Below are 20,624 nucleotides of genomic sequence, written 5' to 3'. Positions count from 1 at the left end.
ACAGCACATTTGGCGCTGGCCCGGACAGCCGCCCCAGGTTCTTGCATACACTCCCGAGCCACATGGATGTCGCTGGGCGTTCAACCAAATGTTTCCATACTCGTCTCTAATACCCCAAGTGAGACGAGGATCCCGGCTTGTCAATACCGTTCGTGCACAACCCGTTTCAGAATTCACAGACAATCGCGCGCCCAGGAACGGGGCAAAGGACTCTTCTGTGCACATCTGCTCCCCGGCGGTGCGAACATTCACTGCCAGCCGCAGTTCATCCAGGCCGCATTCGGTTGAAGTTCCCGGCACGTTCGGCCGACGCCGATATGCACACCGCGATGCGACGGGCAGGCGGCTGCGCCTGGAGACCGGCGCCCGGCGGCGGTTGGCCTGGCTCGCGCTGATCACCTTCGCGCTCTTCGTATTCCCCGGCTTCGTCGGTGCGATAGCCGTCGCCCAGGACGCGGCGGGCACGGTGGCCGGGACATCTCGGACATCCGGGATCGACGGACTCAGCTGGATGAATATCCGTGACTCGTCGGGTATTCGGCTGTCCGACTATAGGTTCGCGACCGGCGACGAAAGCCTGTTCAAGCCGCGCGCCACCATCCTGTGGGCGGTGCTGGGCTTCGAATTCATCGGCTACATAGCCATTGTGACGACCGCGATCTGGTTGATCGGTTACGCGTTGAGCTTCCGGTGGCTGGATATGTTCAGTGCGGCGTTGCGTGGCGTGGCCGATGCTCTGGCGGGGCAGCTCGCGACTCCGATCATGCTGGTCACCGCGGCGAGTATCGGCGCGTTCTTCGTCGCGTGGTTCATCGTGCGCGGCTACCACGCGAAGGCCACCATGCAGGTGGTGACGATGGTCGGGGTGGCCGTGCTGGGGCCGGTGTTCCTGGCCGAGCCGCTGGCTGATGTGCTGTCCTCGGATGGGCTGCTGGCGCACGGCCGCGATCTGGGCATCTCTGTGGCGGCCGGCTTGAACGGGAACGCCAACCCGAATCCGACCCAGCTGGTGGCGACCATGCAGAGCGATCTGGCCGACAATTTCGCCCGTCAACCGCTGCAAGTGTGGAATTTCGGGCATACGGTCGACCAGCGGCCCGCCTGCCGGTCGGCATGGTCGGCAGGGGTGACGGCCGGTGACGACGGTAGGGTGATCAACGGCATGAAGGCATGCGGAGACACTGCCGCGTATGCCAACGCCGACAATCCCACGATGGGGCAGGTCGCCACCGGGCTGATGCTGCTGATCTGCGGCGGCATCCTCTTGTTATTCGCGATGTTCCTCGGACTCAAGGTCATCAAGGCCGCCCTGGACACTATCTATCACGGGATTATGTCGATATTCGGCTTCGCCGCGGGCGGATTCGTGTACGGCCCGACGCAGACGTTCCTGGTCCGCAACCTCGTGGACAGCTTCGTCGCGGCGGCGCGGATGACCGCGTACACCATATTCCTCGGTGTCTACGTGCTGTTCATGGGCAACCTGTTCGCGCAAGCGCGCGGCCAGGTCATCGCTGTGATCATCATCGCCGGCACCGTCGAGATCGTCGCCATCCTCCAGCTGAAACGACTCAGCAGCGGCCTGTCCCGTGGCAACGACTGGATCGCCAACCGATTCTCCCTGGCGATCCAGGGCAGTCAGACCAAGTCGTCGAGCAGCGGCGGTGTGGCCCTCGGCATGGCCGGTGGTAACGCGAAAGCCGCACCCGGCATGGGATTCGTGAACACACTCGGCAGGCTCAATACCGTCAACACCTCGCCCGTTACGGCTTGGCTCGCCGGAGGAACCATCAATCCGTTGAATCCCTTGGCCAACACACGGAAGAGGATCGAACGGTCCACCAGGAGAATCTTGGCCAGCCGCGAGGCGGGCTACGTCGAGCACGAGCTGTCCCGCACGAACTGGCGGGGCATTGCGGTTGCCGCGGCTGGGCAACACGGGGGCATGAACAGCCAAATGGGTGTTTCCCGCGCTCTGAAGGCCCTGCGCGACAGCAAGGTTCCCGAATCGCGTGTGCATCACGTCCTGCTCGCCGCGGGTGCCAGCGACGAGATGGTCAACCACTCGCTGAACGCGCTGTCGACCCAGGAATCGACCATGTCGCAGAATCCGTACGGCTTCGCACCGTTGCAGAAGGCGATCGCGACAGCGTTTGCCGTCGAGAACCATGTCGACCACGAGGCGCACGATGCCTTCGCCGCCCAAGCGGTCATCGCGGCAGACAGCTTCCTCCGGCACAGTAACGCGCCGGCCCAGGGCGCCGCGATCGACCAAGCGTTCGTGCAAAGGGTCGAGAGCAACTGGCATTCGGACCGGGCACTGCGCGCGGCGATCACCCCGGCCGAGTGGGACGGCGCGGGCCGTGACACCCGCTGGCACATCGGACACCAAGTGGCGACCATGCACCGGGACGCGGCGCGTGCCTACCACGCGAATCCGACCGAAGCCAACCGCGAGGCTCTGCTGCACTCGGCCAGGCGCGTCGCCAATCTCGATCACCTGGATCCCGACGGTGGACTCGACCCCTGGACGCCGTGATCAGGCTGGATCTCTTCGGGCCGAACAGGTCTGTTCCGATCCCGCAATCGGTCCGAGGCGAGCTCACACCGCTCGGGTAGGTCGCCGATCAGCCGCCCAGCGCGGCGGCGAACAGCGGCCGGGACTCGTGCACGTCGTCCCACCAGTACGTCCAGGCATGGGCGCCCACCGGGCGAGGTTTGGCCATGACCGGGACGCCGAGCGCGCCCAACCGACCGACGAACTGACGGGTGCAGCCGCCGATCACCGTTTCCCGAATTCGTGTGCGGCGCGAGAAATGGTGCGCGACACAATCCCGTCGCTACCGGACGCGCTTTCGTATTGGATCGCGAATGTGGTCAGCACCGCTGATCTCCACAGGAAAGGCTTTGGCACGCACCAGCTCTCGGGCGGCGGCCTGATAGCGGTCGGCGATCAGACGATTACGACGACCTGGACGAAACCGACGTAATCGATGCCAATTGCCTCGCCTATGCGCTACGCCCCTCTGACTTCCACAGGTAATGCGTTGGCCCGCATCAATTCTCGGGCGGCGGCGCGATACCGGTCGGCGATCAGACGGACAACAGCCGGGTGCACACCGATCGGCTCGGCAACACCATCGGCTCCAGCCTCATGCAGGCGCTGCTGGAATAGCCCATGAGCCAGCAGATACGACGCGATGAAGACTCGCTGCGCACCCGACTCACGAAGTTCGGCGACAACTTCCGGTACCCGCGGAGCTCCGGTGGCGACATAGCCGATGCGAACCGCGACACCGAGATGTTCGGCCAGCATGGCCGCCGCGCGCCGAACATCTCTGCGCGCACGGGCATCCGATGATCCGGCCGCCGCGAAGACCACCGCATCACCTGGCCGCCATCCGGCGGCACGCAGCCGCATGGCCATGATGCGGGCCAGGGCCGGATCCGGTCCCATCGCGGGCGTGACGGCGACCCCGGGATGACCGCTCTCCGCCACCTCGCGCGGCACATCCTGATAGACGTGATATCCGGAGGCAAGAAATGCCGGGACCACCACTGCGGGAACCGATTCCCCCTCGGCATCGGTGAGATCGCGCAGCACCTCGGCTGGCGATGGACCGAGTACGTCCACGAAAGCGGTACGCACCCAAGGCTTCTCGTCGGTCTCCGCCCCACGGACGACGGCGCGATGTTCGCCGACCGGAGCCGTACCGGCGCAAGCCTCGCCGCCGCCCGAAATCGCGGCGCCGTGCTCCCCCACCCCGCCGGCTGCCATCCCTCTGAGCTCCCGTGTCACCGCCTCGGCGAGCGCGGCGATCATCTGCACACCCCTGGTACTCCTGGTGCCGTGTGCGACCAGGACCAGGGCCGGAGCCGTCACCAGCTCCCCGCCGTCTGGGCGTACCTCGGCGCACGCGCCGGGGTTGCGATACCGGCGACCCGCGGACGTTCGGTAGCCACAGTGCGCGGGAAGTCGTCGGCGCATTCCGCGGCGTCCAGCGCGAGTCGGTAGCCCCGTTTGACCACGGTCTGAATGGCTTTCGGCGTACCCAGCCCCGCGCGCAGCCGCGCGATCGCGGTTTCCACGGCATGGGTGTCGTCACCGCCGCCGGGCAGCGCCGCGAGCAGGTCCTCCCGGGAGACGACCCGGCCGGGCTGCCGTGCCAGCGACCGCATCAGCGCCATCGGCGCCGGTGCGAGCTGACGCACCGAACCGTCGACCACCACGCAGGCACCGCGCACGCTGATCGTATGTCCGGCGGCCTGAATGCGATTGGCGCGCCGCGGCAATTCCTCGGCGACGTGCCGGGCCAGCGCACCGAGCCGGGCGCGTCCCGGCATCGAGGTCGGCACGCCGAGCTCCTCCAGCGGTGCCGCGGTGATCGGTCCGACGCAGGCGGGCAGCACCCGGCCGCGCAGGCTGTGCAGCACACTCTCGAGCAGCCCGGTTTCCTTGGCGCGCATCAACATCGATGCGACGGCGGGCGCACTGGTGAAGGTCACACAGTCCAGGCTGGAGGTAACGGTGGCCTCGATGAGCTGGTCCATCGGCCCCTGATCATCCGGCGGCACCCAGCGATACACCGGGACAGCAACGACATCCGCACCCGCGCACCGCAATACCTCACAGAAGTCCGGTACCGGCTCCCATTCCGTTGTCGCGCCGTGCAATTGGACCGCGATCCGCACGCCCTCCACGCCCTCGGCGAGCAGATGGTCGAGCACCTCCGCGGAGGATTCCGAGGCCGGGGACCACTCCTCGCGCAGTTCGGCAGCGCGGATGGCGCCCTTGGCCTTCGGTCCGCGCGCCAGCATCCTGGTCGCGCCCAGCGTCGTGCGCAGATCCTCGGCGATGCCCCAGCCCTCGGCCGCTTCCATCCAACCGCGGAAGCCGATGCCGGTGGTGGCGACCACCAGTTGCGGTGGATCGGCGACGATCTCGCGGGTCACCCGCTCCAGCTCGTTGTCATCGGCCAGCGGAATGATCCGGATCGCGGGGGCCGCGACGATACCGGCACCCCGTCGAACGAGCAGCGTAGCGAACTCGTCGGCCCGCCTGGCCGCGGTGACGCCGACCGTGAATCCGGCCAGACAGGCGCCCGTATCGATTGTTGTCATGCCGATCCACCGTCCGTGGCGTCGAGTCCGGCGGCGACCAGCTCATTGGATACCGAAACGATGCCGTCGTCGACGCGCACCGCGTAAACCGGCAGCGCTGCCGAATCGTCGTCCAGGCAGCGCCCGTCCAACAGCGAGAAGGCCTGCTTCAGCAGCGGCGACGCGACGACGGGGATCCCGCCGCGATCGCCGACGATCCCGCGCGACATGACCGCCGCCCGACCGATCGGATCGATATTGCCGACGGCGTACAGGGTGCCATCGGTCAGCAGGAACAGCGCGGCTTGACGGCCGCCTTTCAGCAATACCGCGACGCCGCGGCCGGGGATCAGGTAGTCGAGTCGGCACGCCTGCGTCCAACCCGAGGGGGATGGCAAGTCGGCGGAGCCGACGGGGTGGGTAAACACAGCGGTAGCTGTGGCTATGCCGGGGGTGTCCATCACGGTCATCGGTGTCATCCTCCAAACGCCTTACCCATTGGTACCGGCGCCCTGTTTCTTCGGGGTTAAGCGGCTATTGCCCGCGTGTGGCGACCGGGACGTCCGGCATGCCCAACAAGACGGGCACCTTCCGTTCCCCGCTCTCATCGAACGAAATGGTCGGATCGGCCGCTTCGGGGGCATTGACAAAGGACACGAAGCGCGACAACTTCTGCTCGTCGTCGAGCACCGCGGCCCATTCGTCGCGGTAGCCGGCGACATGCTGGGCCATGGCCGCCTCCAGATCGTCGGCGATGCCGAGACTGTCCTCGCAGATGACCTGCTTCAGGTAGTCGATACCGCCCTCGAGCGATTCCTGCCACGGCGCGGTGCGCTGCAACCGGTCGGCGGTGCGCACGTAGAACATCAGGTACCGGTCGATGTACTTGATCAGCGTCTCGTCATCGAGATCACCGGCGAGCAGTACCGCATGCTTCGGGGTCAGACCGCCGTTGCCGCCGACGTAGAGGTTCCAGCCGTGCTCGGTCGCGATGACGCCGACGTCCTTGCCACGGGCCTCGGCGCATTCCCTGGCGCAGCCCGAGACGGCCAACTTCAGCTTGTGCGGCGAGCGCAGGCCGCGGTAGCGCTTCTCCAGCAGCACCGCCATGCCGACCGAATCCTGCTGGCCGTAGCGGCACCAGGTGGAACCGACGCAGCTCTTCACGGTGCGCAGCGATTTGCCGTAGGCGTGGCCGGACTCCATGCCCACATCCACCAGCCGCTTCCAGATCAGCGGCAGCTGTTCGACCCGCGCGCCGAACAGGTCGATCCGCTGACCGCCGGTGACCTTGACGTAGAGGTCGAATTCCTTGGCGATCTGGCCGATGGTGATCAGCTGATCCGCGGTGACCTCACCGCCGGGCATCCGCGGCACCACCGAATAGGTGCCGTTCTTCTGCATATTCGCCAGGAAGTGGTCATTGGTGTCCTGCAGCGCGGCCTGTTCGCCGTCGAGGATGTGCTCGCTCGAGGTCGAGGCCAGGATGGAGGCGACTGTCGGCTTGCAGATATCGCAGCCGGTGCCCTTGCCGTGCTTGGCGATCAGGGCGGAGAAGGTGCGAATCCCGGTGACCTGGACGATCTGGAACAGCTCGGCGCGCGACTGCGCGAAGTGCTCGCACAGCGCCTTGGACATCTGCACACCGGACTGCTCGAGCAGCTTCTTGAGCATGGGCACGCAGCCACCGCAGGAGGTACCCGCGGACGTGCACTTCTTGATGCCCGGGATATCGCAGGCGCCCTCGTCGATGGCCCCGCAGATCGCGCCCTTGGAAACGTTGTTGCAGGAGCAGATCTGGGCGTCGTCGGGCAGCGAATCGGCCCCGAGTTCGGCACCCGCCGGGGAGATCAGCGCGGCGGGCTCGGCGGGCAGCGGACGCCCGACCAGCGGACGCAGCGCCGAGTACGCGGTCGCATCGCCGACCAGGATGCCGCCGAGGAGGGTCTGCGCGTCATCGGAGACAACGAGTTTCGCGTAGGTGCCCTTTGCGGCATCGTGCAGCACCACCGATAGCGCGCCCTCGGTGCTGCCGTGTGCGTCACCGAAGCTGGCCACGTCGACACCGAGCAGCTTCAGCTTGGTCGACATATCCGCGCCGGGGAATTCGCCAGCGCCACCGAGCAATCGGTCCGCGACGATCTCGGCGGTGGTGTAGCCCGGAGCGACCAGGCCGTAGCAAACGCCTTCCACCGCGGCGCATTCGCCGATCGCGTAGATATTCGGATCCGAGGTCCGCAGACCCAGATCGGTAATGATGCCGCCGCGCGGACCGACCTCGATGCCGCTGTCGCGGGCGATCTGGTCGCGCGGGCGGACACCGGCGGAGAAGACCACGAGTCCGGCCTTGATCACCGACTCGTCGGAGAGCGTAATCGTCAGGCGCTCCGCCGTTTCCGCGGCCGGATCGGCTTCGATCGACGCGGTCCCGACACCGGTGTGCACATGCAGTCCGAGGTCGGTGACCAGCTTCTCCAGGATGGCGCCGCCACCCTCGTCGATCTGGGCGGGCATCAGGCGGGCATTGAACTCGACCACATGCGGTGTCATGCCGAGCAGCCGCAGCGCGTTGGCCGCCTCCAATCCGAGCAGACCACCACCGACGACCACGCCGACCGCACCGGGTCCGGCCGCGGCGGCGGCCGCGCGGATGCCGTCGAGGTCATCGATGGTCCGGTAGACGAAGCATTCCGGCTGATCGTGGCCGGGCACCGGCGGCACGAAGGGGTACGAGCCGGTCGCCAGCACCAGCGCGTCGTAGGCGATGATGTCGCCCGCCGACGTGGTGACCTTGCGGGCCTCCCGGGCGATGGTCTGCGCGGCCTGACCGAGCCGCAGCTCGACCAGGTCGTCCCCGGCGTACTCGTTGCCGGGCAGGGCGAGCGTGCTGGCTTCCCAGTTGCCGACGTAGGACGAGAGTCCGACGCGGTCGTAGGCGGGCAGCTTTTCCTCACTGAGGATGACCACCTGCCACTGACCGGCCTCATCGCGGGACCGCAGCGCCTCCACGAATCGGTGCCCGACCATGCCGTGGCCGACGACCACGGCGGTCTTGCGCAGGGTGGGGTCGACTGTCGAGTTCATGACTGTCCTCCGTTGATGGTTCGGCGTCAGGCTCGGGCCGACGGGCTGGCGGACTGGGATGTGGTGCCGACGGATTCGGCTTCGAGCACGAGTGCCTCGGCCTCGACGACGACCTCGGAGTCGATCGCGATGCGCGGGCGGCGCAGGAACACCACATAGGTGACTGCGGCGCAGGCCACGTAGAAGGCCATGAAGACCCAGAACGCGGTGGTCGCGGATTTGGTTGCGGCGTAGGAGGAGCGCAGCATCAGGTTGATTCCGACGCCGCCGAGCGCACCGATCGCGCCGACGAAACCGATGAGCGCGCCGGAGGTGTTCTGCGACCATGCGGCCCGGTCGGCCGGACTCGCCTCCAGGCTCTTGGATTTGGCGTCGAAGACCGACGGGATGATCTTGGTGACCGCCCCGTTGCCGATGCCCGATACGACGAACAGTGCGATGAATCCGACCACCAGCGCGACCATCGCGGCACCGCTCGGCACGCCGCCGCTACGGTCACCGGCGGCGCTCGCCACGGCCACCAACACCGCGGCGGCGGTCATCGCGGCGAAGGTGTACATGGCGACCCGGCTGCCGCCGATCCGGTCGGCCAACTTGCCGCCATACGGGCGGGCCAGCGAACCGAGCAGCGGACCGATGAACGCGATCTGCGCGGCGTGCAGTGCGGCCTGCGCGACGGTGTCACCGCCGGCCTTGAAGCTGATCTGCAGCACCTGGCCGAAGGCGAAGCTGTAGCCGATGAACGAACCGAAGGTGCCGATGTAGAGGAAGGCGATTGCCCAGGACTGCGGCACCTTCAGCGCCGTGATCATGTAGGAGAGATCGGCCTTCTGGTTGCGCAGGTTGTCCATGTACAGCGCCGCGCCGACACCAGCCAGCGCGACGAGTACCAGGTAGAACGCGCAGATCACCGAGGCGCAGCCATTGCCGAGGGTGGCGATGACCAGCAGGCCGACCAGCTGGACGACGGGTACGCCGATATTTCCGCCGCCCGCGTTCAGGCCGAGCGCCCAGCCCTTCAACCGCTGCGGGTAGAAGGCGTTGATATTGGTCATCGAGGAGGCGAAGTTGCCGCCACCGAATCCGGCGAAGGCCGCGACGATCAGGAAGGTCGTGTACGAGGTGCCCGGCTGGTTGATGAAGTACAGCGTGAGCAGCGTCGGAACGAGCAGCAGCAGCGCACTGAAGATGGTCCAGTTGCGGCCGCCGAAACGCGCCGTGGCGACGGTGTACGGAATCCGCAGCACCGCACCCACCAGGGTCGGCATGGCGACGAGGAAGAACTTGCCCGCCGGATCGATGCCGAACTTATCGGTGGGCATGAACAGCACCATGACCGACCAGATGGACCACACCGAGAAACCGACATGCTCTGCGAAAACAGACCAGATCAGATTGCGCTTGGCAATGTCCTTGCCGCCGGCCGCCCAGGCCGCGACGTCTTCGGCATCCCAATGCTCGATGTTGTGGTTACGCGTCAGCGTGCTCAACAGGGGCCTCCCAAAATCGGTTAGCCCCACGGTAGGAAACGGGTATTGCCGAAATGCTGCCCAGAATGACCGTCAAATCAACGGTTGCTCACGATTACCGGGGACCCCGGGTGAGTTTCAATAAAATGTTTCGGGCGCGTGACACAGCGGTTTCCGCGCGTCACAAACCGCCGACTTCTCGATCAGCGGCCGGTGAGGTGTGACGAAATCAGCTGTCACGGTGGGATCGATCAGGCCCAGAATGACGGTCATCGCACAGGGGCGCAACTCGAGCGGTGAGATCCGCCGAGCTACTAATTCCAGGTGTCTTCGAGCATGCGCGGTTTGCATGCCTGCCAGGCACCGGCGAGCAGCACCAGCACCGCGACGACCAGCATCGCGAACGGCGCGGCCCAGCCGTCGGTCGCGCTGTGCAGCATGCCGAACAGCACCGGACCGATGCAGGCCACCGCGTATCCGACGCCCTGGGTGAAACCCGAAAGGGCGGCCGAGCCCTGCGGCGTCCTGGTGCGCATATTGATCAGCGTCAGCGCCATCGGGAAGGTGCTCGGACCGAGTCCGAGCAGGACGACCCACAGCAGGGTCGCGGTCATCGGCGCGATCAGCAGTCCGGCGAACGCGGTGAAAAAGAAGACGGCGCAACCGACTACGAAGGGAAAGGGGTTAAGGAACCGCGCGACGATCGTTGGTGCGGTGAATGCCGACACCAGACCGACCAGCGCGAACAGGCCCACCATGGTCCCGCCGTACCCGGCGCTCGCGCCAGCTTCGGACAGGATCTTCGGCAGCCAGGTGAATATCGAGTAGGTGGTCAACGAGGTCATACCGAACATGCCCGCCATGCCCCAGGCCACCGGCGAACGCCACACCTTGCCCTTGGGCTCGTGCGTCCGCGTCGGCACAGCGGTGCTGTCGACTCGATCGTGGCCCCGACGGTCCCGCAGCACACCGATCCACGGCAGTGCGGCGGCGAAGCCGAGCACCGCCCACAGCCCCAGCGAGATCCGCCAGCCATGCGCCTCGGCAACGGGCACCGCGATCAGCGCGGGCACCACGGTGCCGAGCTGGACCATGGTGATGTACAGCGAGCTGACCACCGCGAGCCGGTCCGAAAAGTACCGCTTGACCAGCGGCGGGATCACCACATTGCCGATGCCCATGCCGCCGAGGGCCAGCCCGGAGAAGATCAGCAGTTCGGCGGTGCCGCCGACCAGAGCCCGGACCAGCATGCCGAATCCGGCCAGCAACATCGCGACCAGTGCGGTGCGCTCCAGCCCGAGTCTGCGCACGAACAGCGGGGTGAGCAGACCCGAAACCGCGAACATCAGGGTCGGGATCATGCCGAAGACACCGACGACGGCCGTCGAGTACCCGATATCGGCGCCGATGCGCTCGGCGAGCGGAGAGAATGCGGTGACGGCGACTCGGAGGGTGAGCGCGGACATCACAATGGCGGCGAGTACGAGCGCTCGCCCTTCCGTCAGCGCACGTTTACGCCGCTCGACCCGGGCGTATTCCGGGCGGGTCGCAGTTTCCGAGAGAGTCGCAGTCACCGCAAAATCATAGGATGACCCGATGATGGGAGGCGAGGATTTGTGATGGACGGTACTCTGTTGCACGTGCAACCCGTCCGGCGGACCAGCCTCATTGCCCAGGTAACCGAGCAGCTGCGTGCCGAAATTCGCTCCGGCCGTTGGCCGATCGGCTCCCGCATCCCCACCGAACCGGAGCTCACCGAGCTCACCGGAACCGGTCGAAACACGGTTCGCGAAGCGGTTCAGGCCCTCGTCCATGCCGGGATGCTGGAACGTCGCCAAGGGTCGGGCACCTATGTCATCGCCGCCTCGGAGGTCGGTGGCACGCTCGCGAAGTACTTCGCCGATGCGGAGGAACGCGATGTCCTCGAGCTGCGCATGGCACTGGACACCAATGCCGCCGCACTGGCCGCACGCCGCCGCGACGAGGGCGATATTGCGAATCTGCAACGGCTGCTGGAGGAACGCAGCCAACAGCGTTGGGACGTGGACAATTTCGCGGCCATCGAGGCCGATGTGGAGTTGCACCGCGCGATCGTCGTCGCCAGTCACAACGCGGTATATCTGGAGTTCTACGATTCGCTGCTGCCCATTATCGAGCAGGGGATCCGCGCCCGGACCGCAAAATCCGACGACGCCTACGATGCCGAGCACATTGAATTGGTGCAGGCCGTCATCGATGGCAATCCGGAGCAAGCCGCCCAGGCCGCGCGCTGCTTCCTCGGCTCGCTCATCGCGGAGTATCCGGACCGGTAAAATCCTGGTCGGATGACCGAAAGATCCCGCCGATCACCAGGTAACCAACTGGTCACCGAGCGACGTCCCGGTGTGTGAGTTGGATTTGCCGCGAACGTCATCGAGCGCCATTCACCCGCAACAACCGGCTCCTACCTTTGTCTCGACCGTAGCTCGGCAACCCACCGAGCCAGATCGAGAGGAAGCCGATGACCGCCGCAGTAGCTGCCACCGGCCAGCAGTCGGACACCCCAGCATTCACACACCAGACAAAGGGGCGCTGGTTGGAGCACTGGGAGCCCGACAACACCGAATTCTGGGAATCGGGCGGCAAACTCACCGCTCGCAAGAACCTGATCTTCTCCGTCTTCGCCGAGAATCTCGGCTTCAGCGTATGGGTCATCTGGGGCACCGTGGTGACCAGCATGGGCCTGGCGGGTTTCGACTTCCTCGCCGGACTCGGCAAGGGCAACCCGACCGCGGTCAGCAACGCCCTGCTGCTGACCTCCACTCCGACGCTTGTCGGTGCGGCACTGCGCATTCCGTACACCTTTGCCATTCCGAAGTTCGGCGGGCGCGCGTTCACGGCATTCAGTGCGGCCATGCTGCTCATCCCGACGCTGGGCCTGGCCTACTTCGTCAACCACCCGGGCACCCCCATGTGGGTGTTCATGATCCTGGCCGCACTGGCCGGCTTCGGCGGCGGCAACTTCTCGTCCTCGATGGCCAATATCTCGTTCTTCTTCCCGGAAGGGAAAAAGGGTGCGGCCCTTGGCATCAACGCCGCCGGTGGCAATCTCGGCGTCGCGCAGACCCAGCTGGTGCTGCCGCTGCTGATCACGCTCGGCACGCACATCATGGCCAAGGACACGGCGGGCTACCGCTTCGGCATCACGCTGTCGGTGCTGGTCTGGATCCCGTTCATCCTGGTCGCCCTGGTCGGGGCACTGCGCTACATGGACAGCATCAGCACGGCAAAGGCGGACGGCAAGTCCTACCGGCTGGCGCTGACCAATAGGCACACCTGGGTGATGTCGTTCCTCTACATCGGCACCTTTGGTTCGTTCATCGGCTTCTCCTTCGCCTTCCCGACCCTGATCAAGGCCAACTTCCCGGATCTGGCCAAGATCGGCTGGATCACCACACTCGGCAACCTCGCTTTCCTCGGCGCACTGGTCGGCTCGTTCAGCCGTCCGTTCGGCGGCTGGATCTCCGATAAGGTCGGCGGCGCCAAGATCACCATCTATGTCTTCAGCGGTATGGCGGTCGCCTGCGTGCTGATCATGGCCGGCTTGAAGGCGAAGAGCTTCCCGCTCTACCTGGTCGCATTCCTGCTGCTGTTCGTCCTGACCGGCATCGGCAATGGTTCGACCTACCGGATGATCCCGTCCATCTTCAACGCCGAAGCCAAGAAGTACGCCTCCGAACACGGCCTCGACCTCACCGACGCGACGGCCTCGGCCAAGCGGCAGGCCGGTGCCGCGATCGGTGTCATCGGTGCGGTCGGCGCCTCCGGCGGCTACCTGCTCCAGCAGGCACTTCGCTTGTCCAACATCAACTTCCACAGCATGAACCCGGCATTCTGGGCCTACACCGGAGCCTTCCTGGTCATGGCCGCGGTCACCTGGTTCTTCTATCTGCGGTCCTCGTTCGCCGTATCCCGCGTTTCCTCGCTGGCCTACGCCAACGTGTAACCGCCTGCGCCGCCTGCCTTTCGGCCGGAACCCCCGATCGGCAGGCCCGGTGCGGTTGAGCCCGACCCTCTGCGGGCCAGCAACCGCGCCACAGATAGATCCGAATGCCGCTCCGGGAAGGTCCTCCGGCGCGGCATTCGGCGTTTTCGCGAACTTCATAAGCGGCGAAGGGAATACAGCGAAGCGACCGATCGGCCGCAGATCACGCGGATTCCATTGTCGCACTTGCCGATCGAGGGCGGACACTTCGATCCAACGATTTCACCGGCGACATCGACCCGGTGCAGGCGGAGTTCCGTCGCGTTGTTCGATCCCGAGTCGGGCTCGGTCCGCGAATCCCATTGCTATGGTTGATATCACGCCGAGCGGGCATGCGGCGTAAGGGGGCGCTGCGCATTGGATATTTCCAAGGGGCCGGGGGAACCGGTGTTCCGGGCCGCGAGGCTGGCGGATCTCGACGATATCGCTCAGCTCGAACGAGAACACTTCGGCGACCTGTGCTACCAGTACGTCGTACTGCGCCAATTGTTCGATCTACACGGATCGGAGTGGGTGGTGGCGGAGGTCGGCGGCAGTGTCTGTGGATACGCGCTCGTCGGAGTCGGTACCCGGCGACGCGGTTGGGTAATCGGGCTGGCGGTCGCGCCGAAATACCGACACCGCGGCGTCGGGCGGGCGTTACTGGAACGAGCCGTATCCAGCTGTCGCAGCGCCCTGGCGGATTCGGTGTATCTCACCGTGCGGCCGACCGATCAGCGCGCGGTAAATCTGTACAAGACTTCAGGATTCCGCTGGGCCGGGCACGAAGGACGATATTTCGGCGATGGCGAACCGCGCGATGTGCTGGTGCACTCCATCGAACGCCAGCCGCTCGGCGCACCGTTCCCCGGACCCGACGACAAGCGCTGGCTCAAGGGCGGCCGCGCGCCCGATTGATAGTCGAATTCCGTTGGTATGGTGGGTATCACGTCGCTATCGACGGCAGCACCCCGGGGGAATTACCACATGACCGAATACGCCGGCCTGTCACAGCTTCCACATGCGATTATGTCGATCACGACACTGATCGACCGGCACGCCGACCGCTACTATGCGGAAGAGGTTGCCGAACACTTCGACCGGACCAGACCCGAATCCGAACGACCTTCCGAACAATTTCTCCTTGACCTCTTCAACGACCACGTCGAAAAGTTGCTCGACTATGAGGAGGCCAAGAAGATTCCACAGCGCCGGGACAGTCTGGTGTTCGCCCACATCTACACCGCGGCCGAACGGCCCACGGCCGACGGCGACGACTCGGAGCACCCACCGATCGCAGTGCTGACCGCACTGCTGGCGGCCGAATTCGAATTCCGCGGCCCGCGGCGACTGAGCCGGATCCAGAACATGCGTCTCGCCGAAACGTACGAGGACCTCGGCCGGAGCCTGATCGCATCGGCGCTGCCCGAACACGCCGCGCTGGCATTCAAACGCGCCGTGGGCCTACACCGACTCGAGGAAGATTTCGACGCACAGGACCGCTGCGGGCTCGCGCTGGCGCAGGCCCGCCGCCGCTCCATCTCCCCGACCTGGCGCCGAATCCCGTATTGGACCTTGGAAGTGTTGTGCGGCTATGGTTTTCGGCCGTTCCGACTGCTCTTCTGGATCGCTGCGATCCTGCTGATCGGCACGGTGGTGCTGCGCCTGACCGATAGCCTGCCGATCGCGACGACGCTGCACATGTGCCTGATCAACTACCTCAACCCGCTGGGCCGGGGTGACCTCGACGACGTCAAGGGTGCCGGGCGCACCCTGCTGATCGTCGAGGCCTACTGCGGCCTCGTATTCAACTCGCTGTTCTTCGCACTACTGGTGCGGCGATGGTTCCGTATCTGATATCGCCCCTCCCCTAGTCGGGGGAGTAGTCCTTGGTCTCGGCCCTGCGCTGCGCCGCATCCAGGGCCGCCACCAGTACCCGGTTGCGCACCTGGTCGATCAACCCCTGTCGGTCCGCGGTGAAGTCGGGGTCTTCCTGCAACTGCGCCCACAGCCCCCGCAGGGGCCGGGGCGTGTGCGCGCCGGGCACCCACAGATGTGCCAAATGGTGTAGGACGGGCGCCAGCACCGCCACCGACTCATCGCTGCCCGGGTCGAATAGATCGGACTGCACCAGGGCTGCCGCTATGACGGTCAGCAGCCAGTCGTGCACCGCGAGATCCTCACAGAACCACTGCGCCTGTGCCAGCTCATCCTCGTCGCGCACGGTGAGCAGCACCGTGCGAACAGTATCGTTCTGCAACCGGAAGGCCACCCGCGGCCGTTCCACGGCATCGATGCGCACCGCCCAGCGCAGCTGTGTCGTCCCCGTCTGCAGGGGTACGTTCTGATCGAGATGCGGATTCATGCGGACGCGGCCGAGCAGCCGGTTGACGATCGACGCCAGATCGAGGGTGCCGGCCGGTGCGGCGCCGGCCGCCAGGAAGCCCTCGGCGAGCCGGGCACCGGTCTCGCCGTTGACCTTGGAGATCACCTCTATCACCCCGGGGTTGCTCAGATAATGAGACCAGTTCCGGCGCTGATCGTTCCCGGCCCGCACCACACTGGACCACGCCGAACTCTGCAGCACCCGCCCACCGACGACGACCGCACGTGTCGCGACCGTCCCGATTCCGCGCACGCTCGGGTGCGCCGGAGCGGCGAGCAGGCAATCCACTCCCTCCGCGGTGGTCGGCGAGACGGCCAGCGACATCGGCCGCTCCCGCCACAGCATCGGGCGCCCTGGCATCAGCTCGAGCAGCCCCTCCAGGTCATCGCGCGACCACGGGGTGGCGGCGGGCAGCAGACAGGTGTCGATCTGCCCCAGCGCGATCAGCGGGCCGGAGGGGCGCACCGGCATGCGCGGCTGCCCCTCGGCGGCGCGGACGAGTAATCGCACGGCCCGCGCGCGCCGCCGCTCCCGATCGAGTGGCGTCGCGCGAACCGCACGTATCCGGCGTGCGGCCGTCGCATTCGATTCGGTCACCTCAGGACCCATCCAGCAGGAAATGGGTGAGGCGCGCGGTCACCTTGGGCGGCACGATGATTCCCTCTTCCAGGCCCCGCTCGACGATCTGCTCGATCACCTCGGCATCGAGCTGGACGTGGTCCAGGATTACCCGCACCGCATGCTCGATACCCAAATATCGCTGCGGTAGCAGCGATAGGGAACGGTAGGCGGCAAAGGGTTTCGCCCGCGGATTCAGCTGCAGCACCGCAGGCATCTCCCACCACCGGGCCGGCCACCCGTCGCTCGGCTGCCACAGCTGTGGTTCGACCACCGGCTGTCCGTTGAAGCGCAGCATTCCCAGGCGCAGCAATTGCCAGATCGAGGCGAGGTACGGACAGGACCATTTGATGGATACCTCGTCACGCCCGTTCACCTTCCGAACGTACGAACTCCACATCTGGACATCCAGAAAAATAGAATGCTCGCGACGACCGAACTCCTCGGGTGGCACATAGGGTTCGTCGTGCAGCGCTTGCCCCTCGGAATCATCGGAGGCACGGCGACCATTGCACAACCAGCCGGATTCAGCGGTGGGCGGCCTGCGGCCGTTCGAGCCTTCGGGCGGCTCGGCCACGATGCGCGACCGGACCATCTCGGCCAACTTGATGCGCGGTGTGCTCGCGGCACTGTCACCCGTTTCCGGGACCTCCCAGCATCCCGCCTCGCGGGCGAGATAGTCGATGGTCAGGCCGCACTCATCTGCGTTGCGCAGCAACTTGTCCAGAATCTCGGCGGGGTCGGTGTCGGACCGAAAATAGTCGTCGATAAGAAAGCAGGTGCTGACCCTGGCCCGCGGTCCGAATTCGTCCTTCGCGGCCTCGGTGAATGCCCGGACCAACGGAACGATCCGGCGAAACTGTGCCCGAATCCTTTCCTCGCCATTGCTGAGGTCGTTCATGTAGAAATGTCCCACCTCGATGGATAAATGGGACAGCGGTACCTTGGCGACCCGCGTGCGCTCGGTCGCCTCGATGTAGCCCGGGACATTATCCACTGTGCTCGAAATCCCTTTCCAGGATGTTGTTCTCGAGAGCCGTCGGTTCAGACTGGCTTCCAGCTCGCGGGATCGAGCACGCGATCGGCTAGCTTTTCGAAAGCCTCGACGGTCGCCCTGTTGGCGATTTTCCTATCCACATCGATATCCAGAATCAGCTGTTCGCGCCATTGCAGGATCGGTTCGACCGGTGTCTCCCCGAGCAGCGCGCTCGCGCCGACCTTGTTCGTCAGTGCCAGGCGCTTCAGTTCGGTGTGCTGCTCGTGCAGCCACGCGGCCTGCGGCCCTGATCCCTCGGTCTCATCGTTCAGCACCGGCACCGCGGTGCGTATGTATCGGACCCGGTCCAGTAACGCATCCGGATCGTGCCCGACCCTCTTGCCGCCGTCCAATAAGCCATGCTCGCCGCGCACCAATCCGTGCGCCGCGATGATGTGCTGGCGGGTCCACCGGTGAAATACCAACCAGCGCACCATCCGTTCGGCGAGCTGCGGTAGCGCGGTCGCCTTCAGTGCGAGCTCCATGGCCACCGAGCGCCCCGCGCTGAGGTCGACGATGCACACATCGAAACTCTGATCCACCTCCAGCAGCAGCTGGGCGCATTTCGCGACGATGCCGTTGTCGATCTGCTTGAACTCCGCGCCACCGGAATCACCGGGCAATAGGACCAGTTTGCCTGTCCTGTTTCGCAATTTGCGCAGCTGGTGACGATCGGTGTTGTCCCGCACGTCGATTCGGGTGGCGACCCCGGTTTTCCCTTGCAGATACGAATGCAGCCCCGCATTGTCGGGGACCCCACGCTCCGCACCACTGATCTCGAACAACGCACCCGCGGTCGGCGAGCCGAAGTCGAAGTCCAGATAGGCGACTCGCTTACCCTTGACGCACATGCGGTAGCCCAGATTGCAGCTGGTTACCGAACGGCCGGTGCCGCCCTTATCCGAAGTCGCGAACACGATCATGTGCTCAGACGTTCCTGGTCGCGTCGCGGCGCCCGGTCGCCAGACCGTCGAGTTCGCGCAGGGCATCGAGGGTATGTACGAGCGTCGTCGCGGCATCCTCGCGAATCTGCTGCCTGGCCTCGTCGATATGTTCCTCGACGCGGTTGAGCGTCTTACGCCGGGGCGATTTGTCATCGATGCTGATGCCGAGCATCTCCTGATGGAACCGGTGCTCGGCGGTATTCAGGGTGACCCGCGCCACCGTCTGCAATTCGGTCCAATTGGGCGGGGGTTCCCGATAGGTCCGATCCGCGGCCACCAGGCACTCGACCACTCGCTCGGTCATATACCAAGAAGGTTCGGTCACCGTCGGGTCGCCATTGACGCCGAATACGCCCGCCGGATCGTCCCACAACCCCGCCGCGCCCGCCCGGAGCATGCGCCGATCGAGATGCTCCATCGCCGATTTGGACAATTCCATCAGTTTGTCGCGGGCCGCGACATTGTTGGACAACCGGGCCGCCTGCAGCATTCGTTTGAGCAGCACCGCCGAGAAGTCCGAAACCTCCCACTGCAGCACCGGACCACTATCGACCACCTCGCTGCCCCGCAGCGTCAGCCGCACCCCGGGTGTGTGCAGCTGGACAGCCGGATCGTCCCCGGCGGCTCGACGAATGATTCGGCCACGACCGGCCAATTCGTCGAAAATGGCCACCGCCCTTGTCAGATCGTCGTCGGAGGCGGTGCGGGCTACGAGGTCCTGGATCAGCACGGCCGACACGATGAGACTGAAGTAGTCCGACTGCTCACCGTCGGAAGTCCGCCATGGAATGTCCTCCAATGGCCAACTGCCCGAGCCGAATCGCGCGATCGTGGACCAATAGCGCTGGGTCAGCTCCCAGCGGGTACGCAACGCCTGGGCCAACCGATGCTGGGTCTCGTCCAACAGGCCGAGCTCACCGGTACGCGGCGAGACCAGGTCATTGATGCCGTCCAGCGCGACGATCGTAAAGTAGAGGTAGGGGCGCGGATCGGCGATTCCCGTTTGGCCTCCGATGTTTTCGGTGACGAACTTGACGGGGCTGGCGTCGCGGGCGATCCCCCAGCTCCAGCCGCATTCGAACAGCAGGTTCTCGTCTTCGAGCTCCTTGACCGTCTCTTCCTGGCCAAGGGTGACATCGCTGCGCAGTCGCGCCCTGACCCGCGACAAGCTGCTGCGCACACCCTGGAGCAGGGCATCCTCGGACATGCCGGTCTGATTCAGCATGCCGAGCATCGCTTGTCCCTCAGGGGATTTCGGCCGCACCGTATTGACGACGAAACTACGGACCAGGCCCGTCATGGCGGCGGTGAGTCGCGTGCTCAGCTGGCCGGACAGCTCCTCGATCCGGTCTTTCAGTCGCCCGCGCGCAGTACGCTCGAAGGAGCGCAGGAAACGCAGACCTGCCATGCAGACGGTCAGCGACATCGAATACGAGTCGACAACCTCGATCTTGCGCTGTTCCTCAGTGGGTTCGCGCTTTTCACCGGAACGCAGATAACTACCCGCCGAAAAGTTCGGCTGTCCGTCCTCGCGCGTATTGTGCTCGATGTACTCCTCGAGCAGCGACACTATGAAGGTGCCGATTTGCTTCGGATCGCCCAGCTTGCCGCCGAGGACCGAAACGACGTCTTCCTCCATGCGATCCGGTTCGTCGAGAGCGAAGGTCTCGATCTCGGTTGCGGGATAGAGCAGGCAGAGCAACTGCTCGGAATCGCTGATGGAATTGGCCGGCATCACACCGTCCCAGCGCCAGGACTTCGCATCCCAGCACGCATCGACCAGCGCCCGCCACACATCCAGAATCTGTTGTCTCGGTTGGATTCTCACCTGCCGCCGTCCTCACCCCATGTCGCAGGCGGCGCTCATCCACCTCGCTGCTGCGAACGTCAAAATAACACGGACACCACCGCAATGCGGCCCCACAAAAAGTCCCATTCCGGTATCCCCAAACCAACTGCCCGGTATTTCCGAAATAGAACATCT

Annotated in this window: 15 protein-coding genes; 5 read left to right on the top strand and 10 right to left on the bottom strand. The window is 65.4% G+C overall.

From position 1 onward, the window contains the following. The first annotated feature begins 238 nt into the window (after positions 1–238). Positions 239–2,539, top strand: a complete 2,301-nt coding sequence (locus tag ABZ293_RS03295) for a hypothetical protein (protein WP_355177048.1) — start codon at positions 239–241, stop codon at positions 2,537–2,539. A gap of 477 nt (positions 2,540–3,016) precedes the next feature. On the opposite strand, the gene ABZ293_RS03290 is transcribed toward ABZ293_RS03295, so the two are convergent. The 6 genes from ABZ293_RS03290 to ABZ293_RS03265 all read right to left on the bottom strand — a co-directional run bounded on the left by ABZ293_RS03290 (position 3,017) and on the right by ABZ293_RS03265 (position 11,227). Continuing rightward, on the bottom strand, positions 3,017–3,883 hold the full coding sequence (locus ABZ293_RS03290; protein ID WP_355177047.1) for a CbiX/SirB N-terminal domain-containing protein: 867 nt from the start codon (positions 3,881–3,883) through the stop codon (positions 3,017–3,019). Continuing rightward, positions 3,880–5,121: a uroporphyrinogen-III synthase gene (locus ABZ293_RS03285; protein WP_355177046.1), complete on the bottom strand. Its 1,242-nt coding sequence runs from the start codon at positions 5,119–5,121 to the stop codon at positions 3,880–3,882. Before ABZ293_RS03285 ends, ABZ293_RS03290 begins: the two co-directional genes overlap by 4 nt. Then, the gene (gene nirD, locus ABZ293_RS03280) at positions 5,118–5,570 is read right to left on the bottom strand and encodes a nitrite reductase small subunit NirD (RefSeq protein ID WP_355177045.1); all 453 of its coding nucleotides are present in this window, start codon (positions 5,568–5,570) and stop codon (positions 5,118–5,120) included. The genes ABZ293_RS03285 and nirD overlap by 4 nt, the downstream gene beginning before the upstream one ends. A 64-nt stretch (positions 5,571–5,634) precedes the next feature. Then, entirely contained in the window at positions 5,635–8,184 is a 2,550-nt protein-coding gene (nirB, locus tag ABZ293_RS03275; RefSeq protein ID WP_355177044.1) for a nitrite reductase large subunit NirB, read from the bottom strand. A gap of 26 nt (positions 8,185–8,210) precedes the next feature. Further along, the gene (locus tag ABZ293_RS03270; protein WP_355177043.1) at positions 8,211–9,674 is read right to left on the bottom strand and encodes a nitrate/nitrite transporter; all 1,464 of its coding nucleotides are present in this window, start codon (positions 9,672–9,674) and stop codon (positions 8,211–8,213) included. Between the two features lie 293 nt (positions 9,675–9,967). Further along, on the bottom strand, positions 9,968–11,227 hold the full coding sequence (locus tag ABZ293_RS03265) for an MFS transporter (RefSeq protein WP_355177042.1): 1,260 nt from the start codon (positions 11,225–11,227) through the stop codon (positions 9,968–9,970). Positions 11,228–11,293: 66 nt separating this feature from the next. Here ABZ293_RS03265 and ABZ293_RS03260 point away from each other — a divergent pair, with 66 nt between their 5' ends. The 4 genes from ABZ293_RS03260 (at position 11,294) to ABZ293_RS03245 (ending at position 15,513) form a co-directional block, all read left to right on the top strand. After that, positions 11,294–11,965 carry a FadR/GntR family transcriptional regulator gene (locus ABZ293_RS03260; RefSeq protein WP_355177154.1) on the top strand — a complete coding sequence of 224 codons (672 nt, stop codon included), beginning with the start codon at positions 11,294–11,296 and terminating at the stop codon, positions 11,963–11,965. A 188-nt stretch (positions 11,966–12,153) separates the two neighbouring features. Continuing rightward, positions 12,154–13,638 (top strand): nitrate/nitrite transporter, encoded by a 1,485-nt coding sequence (locus tag ABZ293_RS03255; RefSeq protein WP_355177041.1) that lies wholly within the window; start codon positions 12,154–12,156, stop codon positions 13,636–13,638. A gap of 396 nt (positions 13,639–14,034) precedes the next feature. Next, positions 14,035–14,574, top strand: a complete 540-nt coding sequence (locus tag ABZ293_RS03250) for an N-acetyltransferase (protein WP_355177040.1) — start codon at positions 14,035–14,037, stop codon at positions 14,572–14,574. 69 nt (positions 14,575–14,643) lie between these two features. Next, a complete protein-coding gene (locus tag ABZ293_RS03245; protein WP_355177039.1) occupies positions 14,644–15,513 on the top strand; it encodes a hypothetical protein in 870 nt (289 codons plus the stop codon). Between the two features lie 13 nt (positions 15,514–15,526). On the opposite strand, the gene ABZ293_RS03240 is transcribed toward ABZ293_RS03245, so the two are convergent. The 4 genes from ABZ293_RS03240 to ABZ293_RS03225 are packed head-to-tail and all read right to left on the bottom strand — an operon-like array spanning position 15,527 to position 20,468. After that, positions 15,527–16,639: an SCO2521 family protein gene (locus tag ABZ293_RS03240; RefSeq protein ID WP_355177038.1), complete on the bottom strand. Its 1,113-nt coding sequence runs from the start codon at positions 16,637–16,639 to the stop codon at positions 15,527–15,529. 1 nt (position 16,640) lies between these two features. Next, on the bottom strand, positions 16,641–17,657 hold the full coding sequence (locus tag ABZ293_RS03235) for an SCO2522 family protein (RefSeq protein WP_355177037.1): 1,017 nt from the start codon (positions 17,655–17,657) through the stop codon (positions 16,641–16,643). A gap of 47 nt (positions 17,658–17,704) precedes the next feature. Further along, positions 17,705–18,619 carry an SCO2523 family variant P-loop protein gene (locus tag ABZ293_RS03230; RefSeq protein ID WP_355177036.1) on the bottom strand — a complete coding sequence of 305 codons (915 nt, stop codon included), beginning with the start codon at positions 18,617–18,619 and terminating at the stop codon, positions 17,705–17,707. A gap of 4 nt (positions 18,620–18,623) precedes the next feature. Then, positions 18,624–20,468, bottom strand: coding sequence for an SCO2524 family protein (locus tag ABZ293_RS03225; RefSeq protein WP_355177035.1), 1,845 nt, complete (start codon positions 20,466–20,468; stop codon positions 18,624–18,626). Between the last annotated feature and the right edge of the window lie 156 nt (positions 20,469–20,624).

The organism is Nocardia sp. NPDC005998, from assembly GCF_040614395.1.
GTDB lineage: Bacteria > Actinomycetota > Actinomycetes > Mycobacteriales > Mycobacteriaceae > Nocardia.
The sequence above is the reverse complement of the archived record's forward strand: the minus strand, read 5'-3'. Positions and strand labels throughout refer to the sequence as shown.